Raw genomic sequence first — 15,377 nt, 5'->3', positions numbered from 1 at the left:
GGCCGGTGAGACCGTTATGTTCCTGAACAGGGTTCCGGAGGAAAGGTTATGGCCAAGCACGAGATCCTCGGCTACTTCGAGCACCGCCGCGACGGGGCCTGGGTCTGCGTCCGTCCCTTCACCCTGACCACGCGGGACGCGAGCGTCGACATCCGCCAGGGCATGCGCTTCGACTACGGCAAGCGCGTCGGGGGCGTCGATCTGGCCGAGTACCTCGAGCGCCTGGGTTCGCAGTTCGGTTCCTGAGGCGCGGTCACGCGCGAGCCGCAGATCGCAGACCCTTCGACGCGGCGCCGGGGGTGACCCCTGCGCCGCGCTTCGTCGTTTTGAGCGCCGCTCAGGCGCCGCCCCACTGCATCGTCAGGCCGCCATCGACCACCAGGGTGTGGCCGGTGACGTAGGCGGCGTCCTCCGAGGCGAGGTAGAGGATCGCCCGGGCGATCTCCTCGGGCTGGCCGGCCCGGTGCCACGGGATCCGCTCCAGGGACTCGTCGAGAACCTCCGGCTTCTCGAACCGGTCGGCGGTCATCGGCGTCTCGATCAGGCCCGGGGCGACGCTGTTGACGTTGATCCGGTCCTCCGCGAGTTCGCGCGACAGGGACCGGCAGAGGGAGCCGAGCCCGGCCTTCGACATGCCGTAGGGGGCGCTCTCCGGCGTGGGCAGGTGCTGGGCCACGGAGGAGACGAACACGATCTTTCCGTTGCCGCCCTGGGCCCGGCGCATCCGGATGAAGGGGCGGGCGCAGAACAGCGGCCCCATGAGGTTCACCCGCAGGATCCGCTCCAGCACCGCGTCGTCCATCTCGGCGACCGGCATCCCGCTCATGGCCTGCCCGGCATTGGCCACGAGGATGTCGAGGGTGCCGAACTCGCTGCCGATGCGGTCGAAGGCCGCCGTGACCGCCGCCGGGTCGCCGACGTCGAGCTGGAGCACCAGCGCCCGCCGGCCCGCGGCCTCCACCCGCGCGGCGGTCTCGCGGATGCCCTCCGCGTCGCTGTGATAGGTGATGGCCACGTCGGCGCCCGCGCGGGCGAGCAGTTCCGCGGTCGCCTGCCCGATGCCGGAATCGGCCCCGGTGACCAGGGCGCGGGTGTCGGTGAAGCGCATCGCGGATCTCTCGCTGACGCCGCCGTCGCGGCGGGGTGCCTGGGCAATGGGCGCCGCCCGGGCTGGTTCCGGGCGCGCGCAGCCGCCGCAGGGGAACCCGATCCGGGTTCGCGTCTTTGACGCCCCGCCGCCGCATGGCCTAGTGAGGTCGCATGTCCCTCGAAGATACGACCCGCTCGCTCGCGGAGGAGTGCGCGCCCGACACGCGGAGCCGCATCCTCGCGACGGCGGGCACGTATTTCCGCGAGATCGGCTACCAGAAGACGACCGTGGCCGACATCGCCCGGACGCTGAAGATGAGCCCGGCCAACGTCTACCGCTTCTTCGAGTCGAAGAAGGCGATCAACGAGGCGGTGCTGGAGCGGCTGATCGGCGAGAGCGAGGCGGTGATCCTCGGCATCGCCGACCGGCCGGGCCTCGACGCCACCGCGCGCCTCGCGGCGGCGATCGAGGCCCTGCATCGCGACTCCACCCGGCGCTGCGAGACGTTTCCCCGCCTGCACGAGATGATCGAGGCGGCGATGGCGGAGAGCTGGGACGTCTGCCGCCACCACGTCGCCCGGATCACCGCCGGGTTCGAGCGGATCATCCGCGACGGGGTGGCGCGGGGCGAGTTCGAGGCGGCCGATCCCGCCGAGGCGGCCGCCTGCGTCCACGTCGCCATCGCCCGCTACACCCACCCGCTGCTGGTGGGCTGCTCCACCCTCCAGCCGGTGCCGCCCATGGCGGCGATGACGGCGTTCCTGCTGCGGAGCCTCGCGCCGCGCGGGTCGCTCCCGTAGCGCGCCGCCTACTCGGAGGCCGGTCCCGCCTCCGGCGCCGGCTCGGAGGCGCTGGGCTGCGGCCCGTCATAGCCCTCGATCACCAGGATCTCGGCCTCGACGCCGCCGCGCTGCTTGGCCTTGGCGGCCTGGTAGAGGTCGGAGTTCCAGCAGGCGAGGGCGTCGGCGTAGCTCGGGAACTCGATCACCACGTTGCGGGACCGGGCCGGGCCCATCACCGCCTCGTGGGCGCCGCCGCGCACGAGGAACCGGCCGCCGAACTTGGCGAAGGCCGCGCCGTTGGCCGCCACGTAGTCCTTGTAGGCCTCCGCGTCGCGGACATCGACCCGCGCGATCCAGTAGCCCTTGGTCATGCTGCGTCTCCTGCCCTGCGGAGCGAAGTGGGACCGCTCCGCCCGAAGGCAATCCCGCTCGGATCAGGCGAGGTCCGCCACGATCGCCCGCGCCACCGCGCGGGGGTCGGCGGCGCCGGTGATCGGGCGGCCGACCACCACGTGGTCGATCCCGGCCCGGCGGGCATCGCCCGGCGTCATGACCCGCTTCTGGTCGCCGGCCGCGGCGCCCGCCGGGCGGATGCCCGGGGTGACGATCAGCCGGTCCGGACCGACGACGTGCCGGACCGCGCCCGCCTCGGCGGCCGAGCAGACGAGGCCGTCGATGCCGATCTCGGCCGCCTGGGCGGCGCGCTTGGCGACGAGCTCCGCCACCGGCAGGCCGTAGCCGGCCTCCGCGGCGTCGGCGTCGTCGTAGGAGGTGAGCACCGTCACGGCGAGGATCCTGAGTCCCGCGCCCCGGCCGCGGACCGCCGCCCGCATGGTCTGCGGGTAGGCGTGGACGGTGAGGAAGGTGGCGCCGGAGCCCGAGGCCGAGCGCACGCCCTCCTCGACGGTGTTGCCGATGTCGTGGAGCTTCAGGTCGAGGAAGACCTTGAGCCCGCGGGCCGCCAGCCGCTCGGCCAGGGCGAGGCCTCCCGCGTATCCGAGCTGGTAGCCGATCTTGTAGAAGGTCGCGGCGTCGCCGATCCGGTCGATCAGCGCCTCGGCGGCCTGCACGCTCGGCAGGTCGAGGGCCACGATCAGGCGGTCGCGGGGGTCGGCAATCTCGGTCATCGGCGCGTCCTTCGGGGGTCGCGGCACGGATCACGCGCCGGCGATGCCTGTCAATGCGGGCGGGTCCGGGCGACGCCGTCCCCGACCTCCCGTGCGCGCCCCGCCTCGCGCGCCGTCCTTGCGAGCGCAGCGAAGCAATCCAGGGCGGCGCGCCGGTCTCGGATTTGATGTGTCGCTGGATTGCTTCGCTGCGCTCGCAAAGACGGGCGCGACCCTTCAGTCCCGAGGGATATGGGATGCGCATGTCGTCGCTGCCTGGACGAGGCCCCTCATCCCGCCATCACCCCGCCATCACCCGCGCCACCTCGGCGCGCAGCACCGGCAGCAGCTCCGCCTCGAACCAGGGCTCGCGCTTCAGCCAGCCGTTGTTGCGCCAGGACGGGTGGGGCAGGGGGAGCACCCGGGGGCGGCGCGGCTCGGCCAGGATCTCCCGCCAGCGCCGCACCGTCCCGGTGAGGCCGCCCTCCATCCGCCCGAGGTGCCAGCCCTGCGCGTACTGGCCGATCACCAGGATCAGCTCCAGATCCGGCAGGCCGGAGAAGAGTTCCGCCCGCCAGCGCTCGGCGCATTCCCGGCGGGGCGGCCGGTCGCCGCCCTTGGCGTCGAGGCCGGGGAAGCACGACCCCATCGGCACGATGGCCACCCGGGCGGGATCGTAGAACCGCGCCGCGTCGAGGCCGAGCCAGGCGCGCAGCCGCACGCCCGACGGGTCGGTGAAGGGCTGCCCGGTGCGGTGGGCGCGGGTGCCGGGGGCCTGGCTGGCGATGCAGAGGCGGGCCGTGGCCGAGCCCTGGACGATCGGCCGGGGCTCCTGGGGCAGGTGCGGCCCGTAGCGCGGCGTGTCGCGGCAGAGGCGGCAGGCGCGCAGGCGCGCGGCGGTGTCGTCGAAGGCGGGCATGGCCCGGAGATGGCGTCGCGGCGCGCGAAAAAGAAACGGCGCGGTGTCGCGCCGCGCCGTCGTCAGTCGGGTCTCTTGCCTTGGGGGGAAGGCCCACCCTTCCTACGCCGATCCGGGCCGGCGGAACGTGCGTTTCCTCACGCGCCCTTCACGCCGGAGAGGTCGAGCGGCAGCGAGCGCAGGCGCCGGCCGGTCGCGGCGAAGACCGCGTTGGCGATCGACGGCCCGAGCACGGGCACGCCCGGCTCACCGATCCCGGTGGGCGCCGCCTGGCTCGGCACGATGTGCACCTCCACCTTCGGCATCTCGCTCATCCGGGTCGGCTCGTAGGCGTCGAAATTGTGCTCCTGCACCTGCCCGTCCTTGAGGGTGATGCGGTTGCGCAGCACCGCCGACAGGGCGAAGCCCACCGCGCCCTCGACCTGCGCGCGGATCACGTCCGGGTTGACCGGAACGCCGACATCCACCGCCGCCACGATCCGGTTGACGCGGATCGCGGCGTCGTGCGCCGTGACGTCGGCCACCATGGCGACGTAGGAGCCGAAGGATTCGTGGACCGCCACCCCGAGGCCGCGGCCCTGGTCCTGCGGCTTGGCGCTCCAGCCGGCCTTCTCGGCGGCGAGCTTGAGCACGCCGGACAGCCGCGGCGCCTGGGTCAGGAGGGAGAGCCGGTAGGCGACCGGATCGACGTTGGCGGCGTGGGCCAGCTCGTCGATCATCACCTCCATCACGTGGGCCGTGTGGGTGTGGCCGACCGAGCGCCACCACAGGACCGGCACGCCCTCGCGGCCGTTATGGACGCCGAACCGGTAGGCCGGCAGCGCGTAGGCGGTGTCGGAGGCGCCCTCCACGGTGGTGGCGTCGATGCCGTTCTTGACGATCATCGCCTCGAAGGGCGAGCCGATCATGATCGACTTGCCGACCATCACGTGGTCCCAGCCGACCACCGCGCCCTTGCCGTCGATGCCGGCCCGGACCCTGTGCAGCACGGTCGGGCGGTAATAGCCGCCGGCCATGTCGTCCTCGCGGGTCCAGACGAGGTGGAGCGGGGCCTTCTCGCCGGACGCCTTGAAGACGGTGGCGGCTTCCGCGAGGTAGTCGGCGGTGGGCGTCGCCCGGCGCCCGAACGAGCCGCCGGCCCAGTTGCTGTGCAGCCGGACCCGGTCGGCCGTCACGCCGAGGATCGCCGCCATCGTGGCCTGCTCGACGGTCTGGAACTGGAAGCCCGCGTAGACGTCGTAGCCGCCGTCGGCCCCCTTCTCGATCGTGGCGTTCAGGGGCTCCATCGCCGCGTGGGCGAGGTAGGGGAAGGTGAACTCGGCCTCGACGACCTTGGCGGCGCCCTTGAGCGCCGCCTGCGGGTCGCCGCGCTCGGAGGCCGTCAGGCCGGGACCCTTGGCGCGCTCGCGGTACTCGGCCAGGATCGCGTCGGACGAGCGGGTCTCGGCGGTGCTGTCGTCCCAGGCGACGGTCAGCGCCTCGCGGCCCTTCATGGCCGACCACGTGTCGCGGGCGATCACCGCCACGCCGGTCGGCACCTGCACCACGTCGAGGACGCCCGCGACCTTCCGGGCGGCCGCGGCGTCGAAGCTCTTCACGGTGGCGCCGAAGCGCGGGGCCCGGGCGACGAGGGCCGTGACCTGGTTCGGGCGGCGGATGTCGAGGGAGTAGACCGCCGTGCCATTGGTCTTGGCGACGGAATCGAGGCGCGGCACCTTCTGGCCGATCAGCGTCCACTCGCTCGGGTCCTTGAGCCGCGGCTCGGACGGCACCGGCAGCGAGGCGGCCGAGGCCGCGAGCTCCCCGAACCGGGCCTGCCGGCCGGACGGAGCGTGGCGCACGAGACTGTCGGCGACCGTGATCTCGGAGACCGGCACCTTCCAGCGGAAGGCGGCCTCGGCCATCAGCATCTCGCGGGCGGCCGCGCCCGCCTTGCGCAGCTGGAACCAGGAATTGGCCACCGCGGTCGAGCCGCCGGTGCCCTGGATCGGGCCCATCAGGCTGTTGTTGTAGAGCGCCGCGTCGGCGGGCGCGAACTCGGTGCGGACGTGTCGCCAGTCGGCGCCGAGTTCGTCGGCCAGGATCGTGGCGAGCCCGGTCGTGTTCCCCTGGCCCATGTCGAGGTGCTTGATCACCACCGTGACGGTGTCGTCCGCGCCGATCCGCACGAAGGCGTTGGGCTGCGCCTTCACGTCGGCGAGGTTCGGGCCGGCGGCGGCGCGGGCGGGTTTCGGGTCGAGCCGGAACGCGACCACGAGGGCGCCGGCGCCCGCGAGCAGGCCGCGGCGGCTCGGACGGACGGGGAGGGGGTTCGGTCGACGGGCGTTCAGCATGGCGGCGAGGCTCCGGTCGGGACCGCGGGGGAGGGCGGGAAGGTGGGCGCCGGGACGGATCAGGCGAGGCTGCGCGCGGCTTCGTGAATCGCCGCGCGGATGCGCTGATAGGTGCCGCAGCGGCAGATGTTGCCGTCCATGGCGCCGTCGATATCGGCGTCGGTGGGCTTGGCGTTGCCCGAGAGCAGGCCGATCGCCGACATGATCTGGCCGGACTGGCAGTAGCCGCACTGGACCACGTCGAGCTTGCGCCAGGCCGCCTGGACGGCCTCGGCCACCCGGCCCGACACGCCCTCGATGGTCGTCACCTGCGCCGCGCCGACATCGCCCAGCCGCGTCTGGCAGGCCCGGACCGGCTGGCCGTCGAGGTGGACCGTGCAGGCGCCGCACTGCGCGATGCCGCAGCCGTACTTGGTGCCGGTGGCGTCGAGCCGGTCGCGCAGCACCCAGAGCAGGGGCATGTCGGGATCGGCGTCGATCGCGTGCGCGACGCCGTTGACGGTGAGATTCGGCATGGTCGGCGACCCTCTCTCGACGCGCGTGTCCGGGCGCCCCGGATCGCGGCGTGCGACCGCGCTCGGGCCGGCGGGCCTCCACCCGAGACTAGCGGGCGCGGGCCCCGACACGATGTGCGGCACCGCACGTCGATCCGGCGGCACGACAGTCTCGATACAGCCCGCGATGCTTAAGATTGCAGGGATGTCGGCAGCCGCTTCTTAACATATCCGCCCCATCCTCACGGAGTGCTTCCCCGCCACCGCCGCCCGTCCGCGCATTCGAGCCGAGTTTGAAGACGCGCATGTCCGATCTCACCGTCGAGATGGTCCAGCGCGGTCGCGGCCCCTCGACGGAGGAGGCGGCGCGCCGCCGCGGGGTCGCCCGGGAAATCCGCTCGGCCCGGGAGAAGCTGACCTCGCGGACCGGCCTCGAACGGGCCTTCGACTACGAGCTGCTGCGCCACTACGCCCAGTACCGGGTCGGCGCGGGCATCCCGCTGGTGGGGTTCGCGGCGGTGCTGGCCGCGGCGTCGACCTTCTGGATCGCGCCGCCGGTGGCGGCGATCTGGGCGCTCGGCGTGGTCCTGATGATCTCGCTCAACACGACGTTGAGCCGGCGCTTCCTCCGCGCCGACCCGGCGACGATCCCGCTCGCCCGCTGGCGCCGCCGCTTCCTGGTCGGCGAGGTGCTGCAGAGCCTGTCGTGGGCCGCGATGATCGGGCTCGGAACCACCGGCGGCTGGACCTTCGCGCTGTTCGGCCTCGTCATCGCCTCCGCGGTCACCACCATGCTGGCCGCGACGGTGCCGCTCGCCGCCGTCGCCGCCCTGGTGCCGCTGGCCCTCGCCACCGCCTCGCTCGCGGCCTTCTCCCGCGGGATGGACCTGCTGATGCTGGTGGTCATGGCCGGCGGCGCGCAGGTCTTCTTCCTCGGCCTGTCCCGCCGCCTCTACACCTCGACGGTGGGCGCCCTGCGCTCCCGCGCCGAGAAGGACGCGGTGTTCGGCGAGTTGGAGCAGGCCAAGGCCAATTCGGACGAGGCCCGCCGCCGGGCCGAGGAGGCCAACCTCGCCAAGTCGCGCTTCCTCGCCACGATGAGCCACGAGCTGCGCACGCCGCTCAACGCCATCCTGGGCTTCTCGGAGGTGATGAAGAACGAGGTGTTCGGCACCCATACGGCGCCGTCCTACCGCGAGTACTCGCACGACATCCACGACAGCGGGATGCACCTCCTGAACCTGATCAACGAGATCCTCGACCTGTCGCGGATCGAGGCGGGGCGCTACGAGCTGAACGAGGAGCCGGTGCAGCTCGCCCACGTGGTCGAGGAGTGCCGCCACATGATGGGCCTCCGGGCCAAGGCGAAGAACCAGACCTTCCACGACCTCGTCGACGGCTCGCTGCCGCGGCTCTGGGCCGACGAGCGGGCTCTGCGCCAGATCGTCCTGAACCTCCTGTCGAACGCCGTGAAGTTCACGCCCCCGGGCGGCGAGATCTGGCTGAAGGTCGGCTGGACCGCCTCGGGCGGGCAGTACGTCTCGGTGAAGGACAGCGGCCCGGGCATCCCCGAGGACGAGCTCGGCACGGTCCTGTCCTCGTTCGGGCGCGGCTCGCTCGCGATCAAGACCGCCGAGCAGGGCTCCGGCCTCGGCCTTCCGATCGTGAAGGGCCTCGTGGAGCTGCACGGCGGGCAGTTCCAGCTGTCCTCCAAGCCCCGCGAGGGCACCGAGGTGGTGGTGACCCTGCCGGCCGCCCGGGTCATGGACACGCTGCCGCCGGTCGAGGTCGAGCCGGACTTCGTGGGCCCCGTGCGCGGCCCCCTCAACCGCGCCGCCTGAGCGGCCCGTCGGGCCGCGGGCCCCGGCTCAGCCGAGACCGCCGAGGGCGCAGACCCGCGCCCACTCGGCCTCGGTCACCGGCTGCACCGACAGCCGGGAATTGTTGACCAGCACCATGTCGGCGAGCGCCGCGTCGGCCTTGATCGCCTCGAGCGTGACCGGGCTCGGCAGCGCCCGCACGGCCCTGACGTCGACCATGCCGAAGCGGCCGGTCTCGTCGGTGTGGTCGGGATAGTAGGCGCGGATCACCGCCACGATGCCCACCACCGCCTTGCCCTCGTTCGAGTGGTAGAAGAAGCCCTCCTCGCCGACCTGCATGGCCATCAGCTGCTTCTTGGCGAGGTGGTTGCGCACGCCGTTCCAGTGCGTGCCGGCCTCCCCGGCCGCGACCTGCTGATCCCACGACCAGGTCGCGGGCTCGGATTTGAACAGCCAGTACGCCATCGCTGAAGTCCCAGTAGACCGCCCGGCCGGGCGGCGCGCCCCGCCATAGCCCAGCTTCGCCTCCCGGGAACAGGCCGGTCCGGCCCCGGCCGCGCGCGGGACCGGCGGTCAAGCAGAACCCGCGTAGAACGCCGCAGCTCTGCTATCGCAAGCCTTGGGCAAATATTAAATTCTGCATGCAAATAGCCGTATAGCGCGTCACGCACCAATCGCCGGTTGCATACATGATCTCAGTCATCGGTTGCTTTATCGGTGAACACAACCTGTGGCTGGTAGGCCTCGCGGCCCTGGTCTGCGCGCTGGCGAGCGGCACCGCGATCGAGCTCCTCACCCATGCCGGCCGGACCGGCGGCCGCGGCCGCTACGTCTGGGTCGCGGTGGCCGCCGCCGCCGGGGGATCGGGGATCTGGGCGACGCATTTCCTGGCGATGCTCGCCTTCGAGCCCGGGCTGCCGTCGGGCTACGGCGTCGGGCTGACGCTCCTCTCCTACGTGGACGCCGTCGCGATCACCGGGCTCGGCTTCGCCCTGGCCGTCTCCGGCCGGGCGGTCCAGGCGGGCCTCGGCGGCGCCGTGGTCGGCGGCGGCATCGCGACGATGCACTACACCGGCATGGCCGCCTATCAGGTGGCGGGGCACCTCGCCTGGACCCCCGCGCTGGTCGTGGTCTCGGTCGGCCTCGGGGCGGGGCTCGGCGCCGCCGCCCTGGTGGTCGGCCTGTCGGCCACCACGTTCCGGGGCCGGTACGGCGGCGCCGCGCTGCTGATCCTGGCGATCTGCGGCCACCACTTCGCCGGCATGGGCGCGGTGACCCTGCATCCCGACCCCACCGTGGCGATCCCCTCGGGCGCGATCCGGAGCGGGTGGCTCGCCGCGGCCGTGGCGGTGGCGAGCTGCCTGATCCTGCTGCTCGCCGGCGCCGCCCTCGTGGTCGACCTGCGCGAGCGCCGCCGCGCCGATCTCGAGCGCGAGCGCCTGCGCAGCCTCGCCAACGCGGCCGTGGAGGGCCTCGTCGTCTGCCGCGGCGGCGAGATCGTCAGCGCCAACGAGGCCTTCGCCCGGCTCGCGGGCCTGGAGGCGGCCCTCCTGACGGGCCGGAGCCTCAGCGCCTACCTGCCGGACCTCGTGCCCGGCTCAGGGACGGCCGACCAGCCCCTGGAGACCGAACTCGTCCCGGCGGCGGGCGCCCCCATTCCCGTCGAGGTGATCATGCGCCCGGTCGCCGAGTACGGGCGCCTGCCGCACCACGCCGTGGCGGTGCGCGACCTGCGCGCGCGGCGCCGGGCCGAGAGCGAGATCCACTACCTCGCCCACCACGACGCGCTCACCGGCCTCGCCAACCGCACGAGCTTCCACGCCCGGCTCGAGCGCGCGATGCGCGCCGCGGACGCCCAGGGCGGCCGGCTCGCGGTGCTGTGCCTGGACCTCGACCGCTTCAAGGAGGTCAACGACCTGTTCGGGCACGCCGCCGGCGACGCGATGCTGCGCGACCTCGCGCTGCGGGTCGGCGGTCTCCTCGATGCCGAGCAGCTGATGGCGCGGCTCGGCGGCGACGAGTTCGCCATCCTGACGCCGCAGGCGGAGGGACAGGCGGAGCGGCTGGCCGAGCGGATCCTCGCCACCCTGGCGGCGGTTCCGGCCGCCTCCGGCCCGGTGATCGCCACCAGCATCGGCATCGCGGTCTATCCCGACGACGCCGCGGACCTGCGCGCGCTCCTGAGCCACGCCGACGCCGCCCTCTACCGGGCCAAGAGCGAGGGGCGCGGCACCTGCCGGCGCTACGACGCCAGCATGGGCGCCGAGATCCGCGACAGGCGCCAGCTCGAGCACGACCTCCGCCACGCGGTGGCGCGGGGCGAGCTGGAGCTCGTCTACCAGCCGCAGAGCCAGATCGAGTCCGGCACGGTCACGGGCTTCGAGGCGCTGCTGCGCTGGCACCATCCGGCCAGGGGCGGCATCTCGCCGGCCGTGTTCATCCCGATCGCCGAGGAGACCGGGGCGATCCTCGAGATCGGCGCCTGGGTGCTGCGGGAGGCCTGCCGGGCGGCGGCCGGCTGGCCGAACCCGCTGGCGATCGCCGTCAACGTCTCGGCGGTGCAGCTCCACAACCCGCACTTCGTCCCGTTCGTCCACGGGACCCTGTACGAATCCGGATTGCGGGCGGAGCGCCTGGAGATCGAGATCACCGAGACCGCGCTGATCCGGGATCCGGCCCGGGCGCTCCTCACCCTGCGCCAGCTCAAGGCCCTCGGCGTGCGGATCGCCATGGACGATTTCGGCACCGGCTACTCGTCGCTGTCGAACCTGCGCGCCTTCCCGTTCGACCGGATCAAGATCGACGGCTCGTTCATCAGGGCGGTCCACAGCAACCCGCAGGGGGCCGCGATCGTGCGCTCCGTCCTGGGGCTGGGGCGCGGCCTCGGGCTCGCCGTGGTGGCGGAGGGCGTGGAGACCGCCGAGGAGCTGTCCTTCCTGGCCGGCGAGCAGTGCCACCTCGCCCAGGGCTACCTGCTGGGTCGGCCGGCGCCGATCGCGCGCTTCGCGGCCCACACCCACGGCCACGGCCAAGGACAAGGACAAGGCCACGCTGTGCCGGCGGCCTCGGTGGCGTGACGCGGGTTGCGGGGCGGGGCCGGCGCTCAGTCGGTCTCCCCGCGCAGCGGACGGGCCAGCAGGCCGGCGATCACGTCGTCGACGCTGGCGGTGCCCGCCACGATGGCGGCGACGGCCGCCGCCACCGGCATCTCGATGCCCCTGGCGGCGGCCAGCCCGGCCAGCGCCGCGGCCGTGAACGCCCCCTCGGCGAGCTTGCCGCCCGCGGCCTCGGCCGGGCTCGCCCCGGCGCCGAGGCGCTGGCCGAAGGCGAAGTTGCGCGATTGCGGCGAGGAGGCGGTGAGCACGAGATCGCCGAGGCCGGAGAGCCCCATCAGCGTCTCGGGCCGGCCCCCGAAGGTGCGGGCGAAGCGCATCAGCTCGGCGAAGGCCCGGGCGATCAGCGCCGCCCGGGCGCTCTCGCCGAGCCCGCGCCCGGCCACGATCCCGCAGGCGATGGCGAGCACGTTCTTGCCGGCGCCGCCGATCTCGACGCCGCGCACGTCGTCGGTGTGGTAGAGGCGGAAGCTCGGTCCCGACAGCAGCGCGCTCAGGGCGGCGGCGCGGCCGGCATCGGCCGCCGCCAGGGTCACGGCCGTGGGCAGGCCGCGGGCGACGTCGATCGCGAAGCTCGGGCCGGACAGGACCGCCACGGGCGTCCCCGGCGGCAGGACCTGCTCGGCCACCGCGCTGAGGAAGCTGTCGCTGCCGCGCTCGATCCCCTTGGCGCAGAGGATGACCGGCCCGGCCGTCGCCAGGGGTCCGCGCAGGGATTCCAGCACGCCGCGCACGGTCTGGGCGGGCACGACCAGGAGCGTCGCCCGGGCACGGGCGAGGTCGGCGGCCTCGCCCGTCGCCCGGATCGCCGGGTGGAGCGGCACGCCCGGCAGGTAGCGCGGGTTCTCCCGCTGGGCCTGCAGGGCGGCGGCGGCCCCCGCGTCGCGCAGCCAGAGGGTGACGGGATGGCCGGCCCCGGCGGCGGCGTTGGCCAGCGCCGTGCCCCAGGCCCCGCCGCCGACGACGTTGATCGGGGTCTCGGCGCTCATGCCGCTTCCTCCCTGTCGGCGCAGTCCAGCCGGTAGAGCACGTGGTCGCGCAGCGGCCCCTCCGGCACCGCCGGGTGCGGGAATGTCCCGGCCGTGCGCATGCCGAGGCGCTCCATCACGGCGCGGGAGCGGCCGTTGCCGGCCGCCGTGAAGGCCACGACGCTGCGGATCCCGCAGCGCTCCGCGAGGTCGGCGCGGGCGAGCCGCGCGGCGCGCGTGGCGAGGCCGCGGCCCCAGGAGTCCCGCGCGAGGCGCCAGGCCAGCTCGACCGTCGAACCGGGCCGGTCGCCGCCCGGGAAGGGCAGGGGCCGCAGGATCCGCATCGCGCCGGCGAAGCCGACGAACCGGCCCGCGTGTTCCAGGGCCCAGGGGCCGAACCCGTCCGCCACGAAGCGGCGGTCGAGGAGGCCGGCCTCGGCCTCGCTCTCCGTCGCGGTCCGGGTCCGGGGACAGTGGGCCATCACCGCCGGATCGGCGTTGAGCGCCGCGAACGGCGCCGCGTCCTCCGGGCGCCAGCGGCGCAGGGTCAGGTCGCCGTCGCGGAGAGCCGCGGGCACCGGCGCGAGGGCGATCTTGCCGCGCCACGCGAGCGAGCGGCGGTTGAGGAGGGCGAGATCCGCGCGACCCGCGAGCACCGCCTCGCCGAGCGCGATCGCCAGCTCCAGCTGCGCGAGGGGCATGGTGGCGTGGGCGGGCGGGCGGACATGGTCGCGCCAGGCACCGCCGCAGGCGTGGTCCAGGAGGATGCGGGCGAAGCAATGGTCGAGCCGCACCGGCCAGCCCGGCCGGGCGGCCCCGGGCAGGCGGCGCTCCACCAGGTCCCGCCAGTGGGCGCGCCGGTCCGCCGCGCTCATCCGGCCGGGACCGCCGCGCGGGCCGGGGCGGCCGCCAGCGGCCAGCGGGGCCGCGCCGGGGCGGTGAGGTCGTCCACCAGCCCGAGGCGCAGGCGCTCCAGCCCGGCCCAGGCGATCATCGCGCCGTTGTCGCCGCAGAGGGGCAGGGGCGGGGCCACGAAGCTCAGGCCCGCCTCGCCCGCGAGGGACGCGAGCGCCCGCCGGACGGCGCCGTTGGCCGCCACGCCCCCCGCCGCCACCAGGGCGGTCGGGCGTCCGGCGACGTCCGAGAAGGCGCGCAGGGCGACCCGGGCGCGGTCCACCACCACGTCGACCACGGCGGCCTGGAAGCTCGCGCAGAGATCGGCGACGTCGCGCTCGGCCAGCGGGGCGATCCGCTCGGCCTCGATCCGCACGGCGGTCTTGAGGCCCGAGAGGGAGAAGTCGGCCTCGCGGCGGCCGAGCATCGGCCGGGGCAGGGCGAAGCGCTCGGGATCGCCGGCCTCGGCCACGCGCTCGACCTCGGGGCCGCCGGGATAGCCGAGGCCCAGGAGCTTGGCGACCTTGTCGAAGGCCTCACCGATGGCGTCGTCGACGGTGGAGCCGAGGCGCACGTAGTCGCCGACGCCGCGCACGGCGACGAGCTGGGTGTGGCCGCCCGAGACCAGGAGCAGCAGGTAGGGAAAGGCGATGCCGTCGGTGAGCCGCGCCGTGAGGGCGTGGGCCTCCAGGTGGTTGACGGCGAGCAGGGGCTTCCGGGTCACGAGCGCCAGGGTCTTGGCGGTGACGAGGCCGACCAGCACGCCGCCGATCAGCCCGGGCCCGGCCGCCACCGCGATGCCGTCGAGGTCCCGGAAGCCGGTCCCGGCCCGGTCGAGGGCGCGGGCGATCAGCCGGTCGAGCACCTCGACATGGGCGCGGGCGGCGATCTCCGGCACGACGCCGCCGTAGGCCGCGTGCTCGGCGATCTGACTGAGCACCTCGTTGGCACGGATCTGAGCGCCACCCTCCTCGTCGACCGACACCACCGCGGCGGCGGTCTCATCGCAGGTGGTCTCGATGCCGAGCACGGTCTTCTGCACGCGCGGAACTCCTTGGTCCGGGCTCATCCTATCCGGCGGCGGCGGCGGCGCGAAGGCGGCCGGCCCCCGCCCGGGCCCGGAGCGTGGTGAATGGGCGCCGCCCTCCGTCCAGGAGGGCGGCGCGCGAGCCGTCGTCAGTCGACGGCGACCATGACGTCGGAGGCCTTGATCACCGCGTAGGCGGGACCGCCGGCGACGAGCTTGAGGGCCTCGACGGCCTCGTTGGTGATCGAGGCGGTGACCACCTGGCCGGGGCTGATCTCGATCCTCACGTGGGAGGTGGTCGCCCCCTTCTCCACCGAGACGACCGTACCCTTGAGAACGTTGCGCGCGCTGATCTTCATGGTCTTCTGCCAATCTCCACGAGCGGCACCGGAACGGGCCGCAGGGCGGCCCCGGGCCGGTCTCCTACAGCATGGCGGAGCCCGGCGCGACCGCCTCAGCGCGGATCGGCTCCGGGCGCGCCGGGCTCGTCCTCGGGGACCGGCGCGGCGCCCCAGGCGGCGAGTGCGGCGTTGAGGTCTTCGAGGACGAAGTGCCGGGCGCTGTCCCGGTCGTAGCCTTCCGCGAGGAGTTCGTCGTAATCCGTGAAGACGTGGCGCGCGTAGGCCACGAGGGCGAGGCGGGCCGCCGTCTCGGGGGCGGCCCGACGGAGGCCGGGGCTCGCCAGCGCCCGGTCGAGGGCGGCCTCCGCCTCGAAATCCGGCAGGCGCGGCGCGAGGCGGGCCAGGGCCGCGGCGACGGCCTCCCGGCGGTTCAGGGGCGGACCGGCGCTCACCGGGGATCTGCCGTCGGCATGATTTTAAAGGTGTGATC

16 protein-coding genes are annotated in these 15,377 nt (G+C 74.0%); 4 read left to right on the top strand and 12 right to left on the bottom strand.

Annotated features, from left to right (window positions below):
* Window positions 1-48: 48 nt before the first annotated feature.
* Window positions 49-246 (top strand): hypothetical protein, encoded by a 198-nt coding sequence (locus ABIC30_RS13865; RefSeq protein WP_012318739.1) that lies wholly within the window; start codon window positions 49-51, stop codon window positions 244-246.
* Between the two features lie 91 nt (window positions 247-337).
* Here ABIC30_RS13865 and ABIC30_RS13860 read toward each other — a convergent pair whose 3' ends face one another.
* Window positions 338-1,108: an SDR family NAD(P)-dependent oxidoreductase gene (locus ABIC30_RS13860; RefSeq protein ID WP_020093212.1), complete on the bottom strand. Its 771-nt coding sequence runs from the start codon at window positions 1,106-1,108 to the stop codon at window positions 338-340.
* 152 nt (window positions 1,109-1,260) lie between these two features.
* On the opposite strand from ABIC30_RS13860, the gene ABIC30_RS13855 reads away from it, so the two are divergent.
* The gene (locus ABIC30_RS13855; protein WP_020093213.1) at window positions 1,261-1,890 is read left to right on the top strand and encodes a TetR/AcrR family transcriptional regulator; all 630 of its coding nucleotides are present in this window, start codon (window positions 1,261-1,263) and stop codon (window positions 1,888-1,890) included.
* 8 nt (window positions 1,891-1,898) lie between these two features.
* On the opposite strand, the gene ABIC30_RS13850 is transcribed toward ABIC30_RS13855, so the two are convergent.
* The 5 genes from ABIC30_RS13850 to ABIC30_RS13830 form a co-directional block, all read right to left on the bottom strand.
* A complete protein-coding gene (locus ABIC30_RS13850) occupies window positions 1,899-2,243 on the bottom strand; it encodes a DUF1330 domain-containing protein (protein WP_020093214.1) in 345 nt (114 codons plus the stop codon).
* Window positions 2,244-2,306: 63 nt separating this feature from the next.
* Window positions 2,307-2,999, bottom strand: coding sequence for an orotidine-5'-phosphate decarboxylase (gene pyrF, locus ABIC30_RS13845; protein ID WP_020093215.1), 693 nt, complete (start codon window positions 2,997-2,999; stop codon window positions 2,307-2,309).
* A 280-nt stretch (window positions 3,000-3,279) separates the two neighbouring features.
* The gene (locus tag ABIC30_RS13840; protein ID WP_020093216.1) at window positions 3,280-3,897 is read right to left on the bottom strand and encodes a uracil-DNA glycosylase family protein; all 618 of its coding nucleotides are present in this window, start codon (window positions 3,895-3,897) and stop codon (window positions 3,280-3,282) included.
* Between the two features lie 137 nt (window positions 3,898-4,034).
* Window positions 4,035-6,230: a xanthine dehydrogenase family protein molybdopterin-binding subunit gene (locus tag ABIC30_RS13835; RefSeq protein WP_020093217.1), complete on the bottom strand. Its 2,196-nt coding sequence runs from the start codon at window positions 6,228-6,230 to the stop codon at window positions 4,035-4,037.
* 59 nt (window positions 6,231-6,289) lie between these two features.
* A complete protein-coding gene (locus tag ABIC30_RS13830; protein WP_020093218.1) occupies window positions 6,290-6,745 on the bottom strand; it encodes a (2Fe-2S)-binding protein in 456 nt (151 codons plus the stop codon).
* Between the two features lie 284 nt (window positions 6,746-7,029).
* Here ABIC30_RS13830 and ABIC30_RS13825 point away from each other — a divergent pair, with 284 nt between their 5' ends.
* Window positions 7,030-8,565 (top strand): sensor histidine kinase, encoded by a 1,536-nt coding sequence (locus ABIC30_RS13825; protein WP_020093219.1) that lies wholly within the window; start codon window positions 7,030-7,032, stop codon window positions 8,563-8,565.
* 27 nt (window positions 8,566-8,592) lie between these two features.
* Here the strand turns inward: ABIC30_RS13825 and ABIC30_RS13820 are convergent, their stop codons facing one another.
* Window positions 8,593-9,009 carry an EVE domain-containing protein gene (locus tag ABIC30_RS13820; RefSeq protein WP_020093220.1) on the bottom strand — a complete coding sequence of 139 codons (417 nt, stop codon included), beginning with the start codon at window positions 9,007-9,009 and terminating at the stop codon, window positions 8,593-8,595.
* A 224-nt stretch (window positions 9,010-9,233) separates the two neighbouring features.
* Here ABIC30_RS13820 and ABIC30_RS13815 point away from each other — a divergent pair, with 224 nt between their 5' ends.
* Window positions 9,234-11,621, top strand: a complete 2,388-nt coding sequence (locus tag ABIC30_RS13815) for a bifunctional diguanylate cyclase/phosphodiesterase (RefSeq protein ID WP_042670847.1) — start codon at window positions 9,234-9,236, stop codon at window positions 11,619-11,621.
* A 26-nt stretch (window positions 11,622-11,647) separates the two neighbouring features.
* Here ABIC30_RS13815 and ABIC30_RS13810 read toward each other — a convergent pair whose 3' ends face one another.
* The 5 genes from ABIC30_RS13810 to ABIC30_RS13790 all read right to left on the bottom strand — a co-directional run bounded on the left by ABIC30_RS13810 (window position 11,648) and on the right by ABIC30_RS13790 (window position 15,339).
* Window positions 11,648-12,646 (bottom strand): NAD(P)H-dependent glycerol-3-phosphate dehydrogenase, encoded by a 999-nt coding sequence (locus tag ABIC30_RS13810; protein WP_042670844.1) that lies wholly within the window; start codon window positions 12,644-12,646, stop codon window positions 11,648-11,650.
* Window positions 12,643-13,500: a GNAT family N-acetyltransferase gene (locus ABIC30_RS13805; protein ID WP_042670842.1), complete on the bottom strand. Its 858-nt coding sequence runs from the start codon at window positions 13,498-13,500 to the stop codon at window positions 12,643-12,645. The genes ABIC30_RS13810 and ABIC30_RS13805 overlap by 4 nt, the downstream gene beginning before the upstream one ends.
* The gene (tsaD, locus tag ABIC30_RS13800; protein ID WP_042670840.1) at window positions 13,497-14,588 is read right to left on the bottom strand and encodes a tRNA (adenosine(37)-N6)-threonylcarbamoyltransferase complex transferase subunit TsaD; all 1,092 of its coding nucleotides are present in this window, start codon (window positions 14,586-14,588) and stop codon (window positions 13,497-13,499) included. The genes ABIC30_RS13805 and tsaD overlap by 4 nt, the downstream gene beginning before the upstream one ends.
* Window positions 14,589-14,695: 107 nt before the next feature.
* On the bottom strand, window positions 14,696-14,905 hold the full coding sequence (locus tag ABIC30_RS13795; protein WP_020093225.1) for a TOBE domain-containing protein: 210 nt from the start codon (window positions 14,903-14,905) through the stop codon (window positions 14,696-14,698).
* Between the two features lie 95 nt (window positions 14,906-15,000).
* Window positions 15,001-15,339 (bottom strand): DUF2293 domain-containing protein, encoded by a 339-nt coding sequence (locus tag ABIC30_RS13790; RefSeq protein WP_042670839.1) that lies wholly within the window; start codon window positions 15,337-15,339, stop codon window positions 15,001-15,003.
* Between the last annotated feature and the right edge of the window lie 38 nt (window positions 15,340-15,377).

This window comes from Methylobacterium sp. 1030 (assembly GCF_040544715.1).
Lineage (GTDB): Bacteria > Pseudomonadota > Alphaproteobacteria > Rhizobiales > Beijerinckiaceae > Methylobacterium.
The sequence above is the reverse complement of the archived record's forward strand: the minus strand, read 5'-3'. Positions and strand labels throughout refer to the sequence as shown.

What these genes read in the sequence shown, in the direction of transcription:
- ABIC30_RS13860 (WP_020093212.1), bottom strand. Translation starts at nt 1,108, where the DNA reads ATGCGCTTCACCGACACCCGCGCCCTGGTCACCGGGGCCGATTCCGGC.
- ABIC30_RS13795 (WP_020093225.1), bottom strand. Translation starts at nt 14,905, where the DNA reads ATGAAGATCAGCGCGCGCAACGTTCTCAAGGGTACGGTCGTCTCGGTG.
- pyrF (WP_020093215.1), bottom strand. Translation starts at nt 2,999, where the DNA reads ATGACCGAGATTGCCGACCCCCGCGACCGCCTGATCGTGGCCCTCGAC.
- ABIC30_RS13830 (WP_020093218.1), bottom strand. Translation starts at nt 6,745, where the DNA reads ATGCCGAATCTCACCGTCAACGGCGTCGCGCACGCGATCGACGCCGAT.
- ABIC30_RS13855 (WP_020093213.1), top strand. Translation starts at nt 1,261, where the DNA reads ATGTCCCTCGAAGATACGACCCGCTCGCTCGCGGAGGAGTGCGCGCCC.
- ABIC30_RS13840 (WP_020093216.1), bottom strand. Translation starts at nt 3,897, where the DNA reads ATGCCCGCCTTCGACGACACCGCCGCGCGCCTGCGCGCCTGCCGCCTC.
- ABIC30_RS13850 (WP_020093214.1), bottom strand. Translation starts at nt 2,243, where the DNA reads ATGACCAAGGGCTACTGGATCGCGCGGGTCGATGTCCGCGACGCGGAG.
- ABIC30_RS13810 (WP_042670844.1), bottom strand. Translation starts at nt 12,646, where the DNA reads ATGAGCGCCGAGACCCCGATCAACGTCGTCGGCGGCGGGGCCTGGGGC.
- ABIC30_RS13805 (WP_042670842.1), bottom strand. Translation starts at nt 13,500, where the DNA reads ATGAGCGCGGCGGACCGGCGCGCCCACTGGCGGGACCTGGTGGAGCGC.
- ABIC30_RS13835 (WP_020093217.1), bottom strand. Translation starts at nt 6,230, where the DNA reads ATGCTGAACGCCCGTCGACCGAACCCCCTCCCCGTCCGTCCGAGCCGC.
- ABIC30_RS13820 (WP_020093220.1), bottom strand. Translation starts at nt 9,009, where the DNA reads ATGGCGTACTGGCTGTTCAAATCCGAGCCCGCGACCTGGTCGTGGGAT.
- ABIC30_RS13865 (WP_012318739.1), top strand. Translation starts at nt 49, where the DNA reads ATGGCCAAGCACGAGATCCTCGGCTACTTCGAGCACCGCCGCGACGGG.
- tsaD (WP_042670840.1), bottom strand. Translation starts at nt 14,588, where the DNA reads ATGAGCCCGGACCAAGGAGTTCCGCGCGTGCAGAAGACCGTGCTCGGC.
- ABIC30_RS13825 (WP_020093219.1), top strand. Translation starts at nt 7,030, where the DNA reads ATGTCCGATCTCACCGTCGAGATGGTCCAGCGCGGTCGCGGCCCCTCG.
- ABIC30_RS13815 (WP_042670847.1), top strand. Translation starts at nt 9,234, where the DNA reads ATGATCTCAGTCATCGGTTGCTTTATCGGTGAACACAACCTGTGGCTG.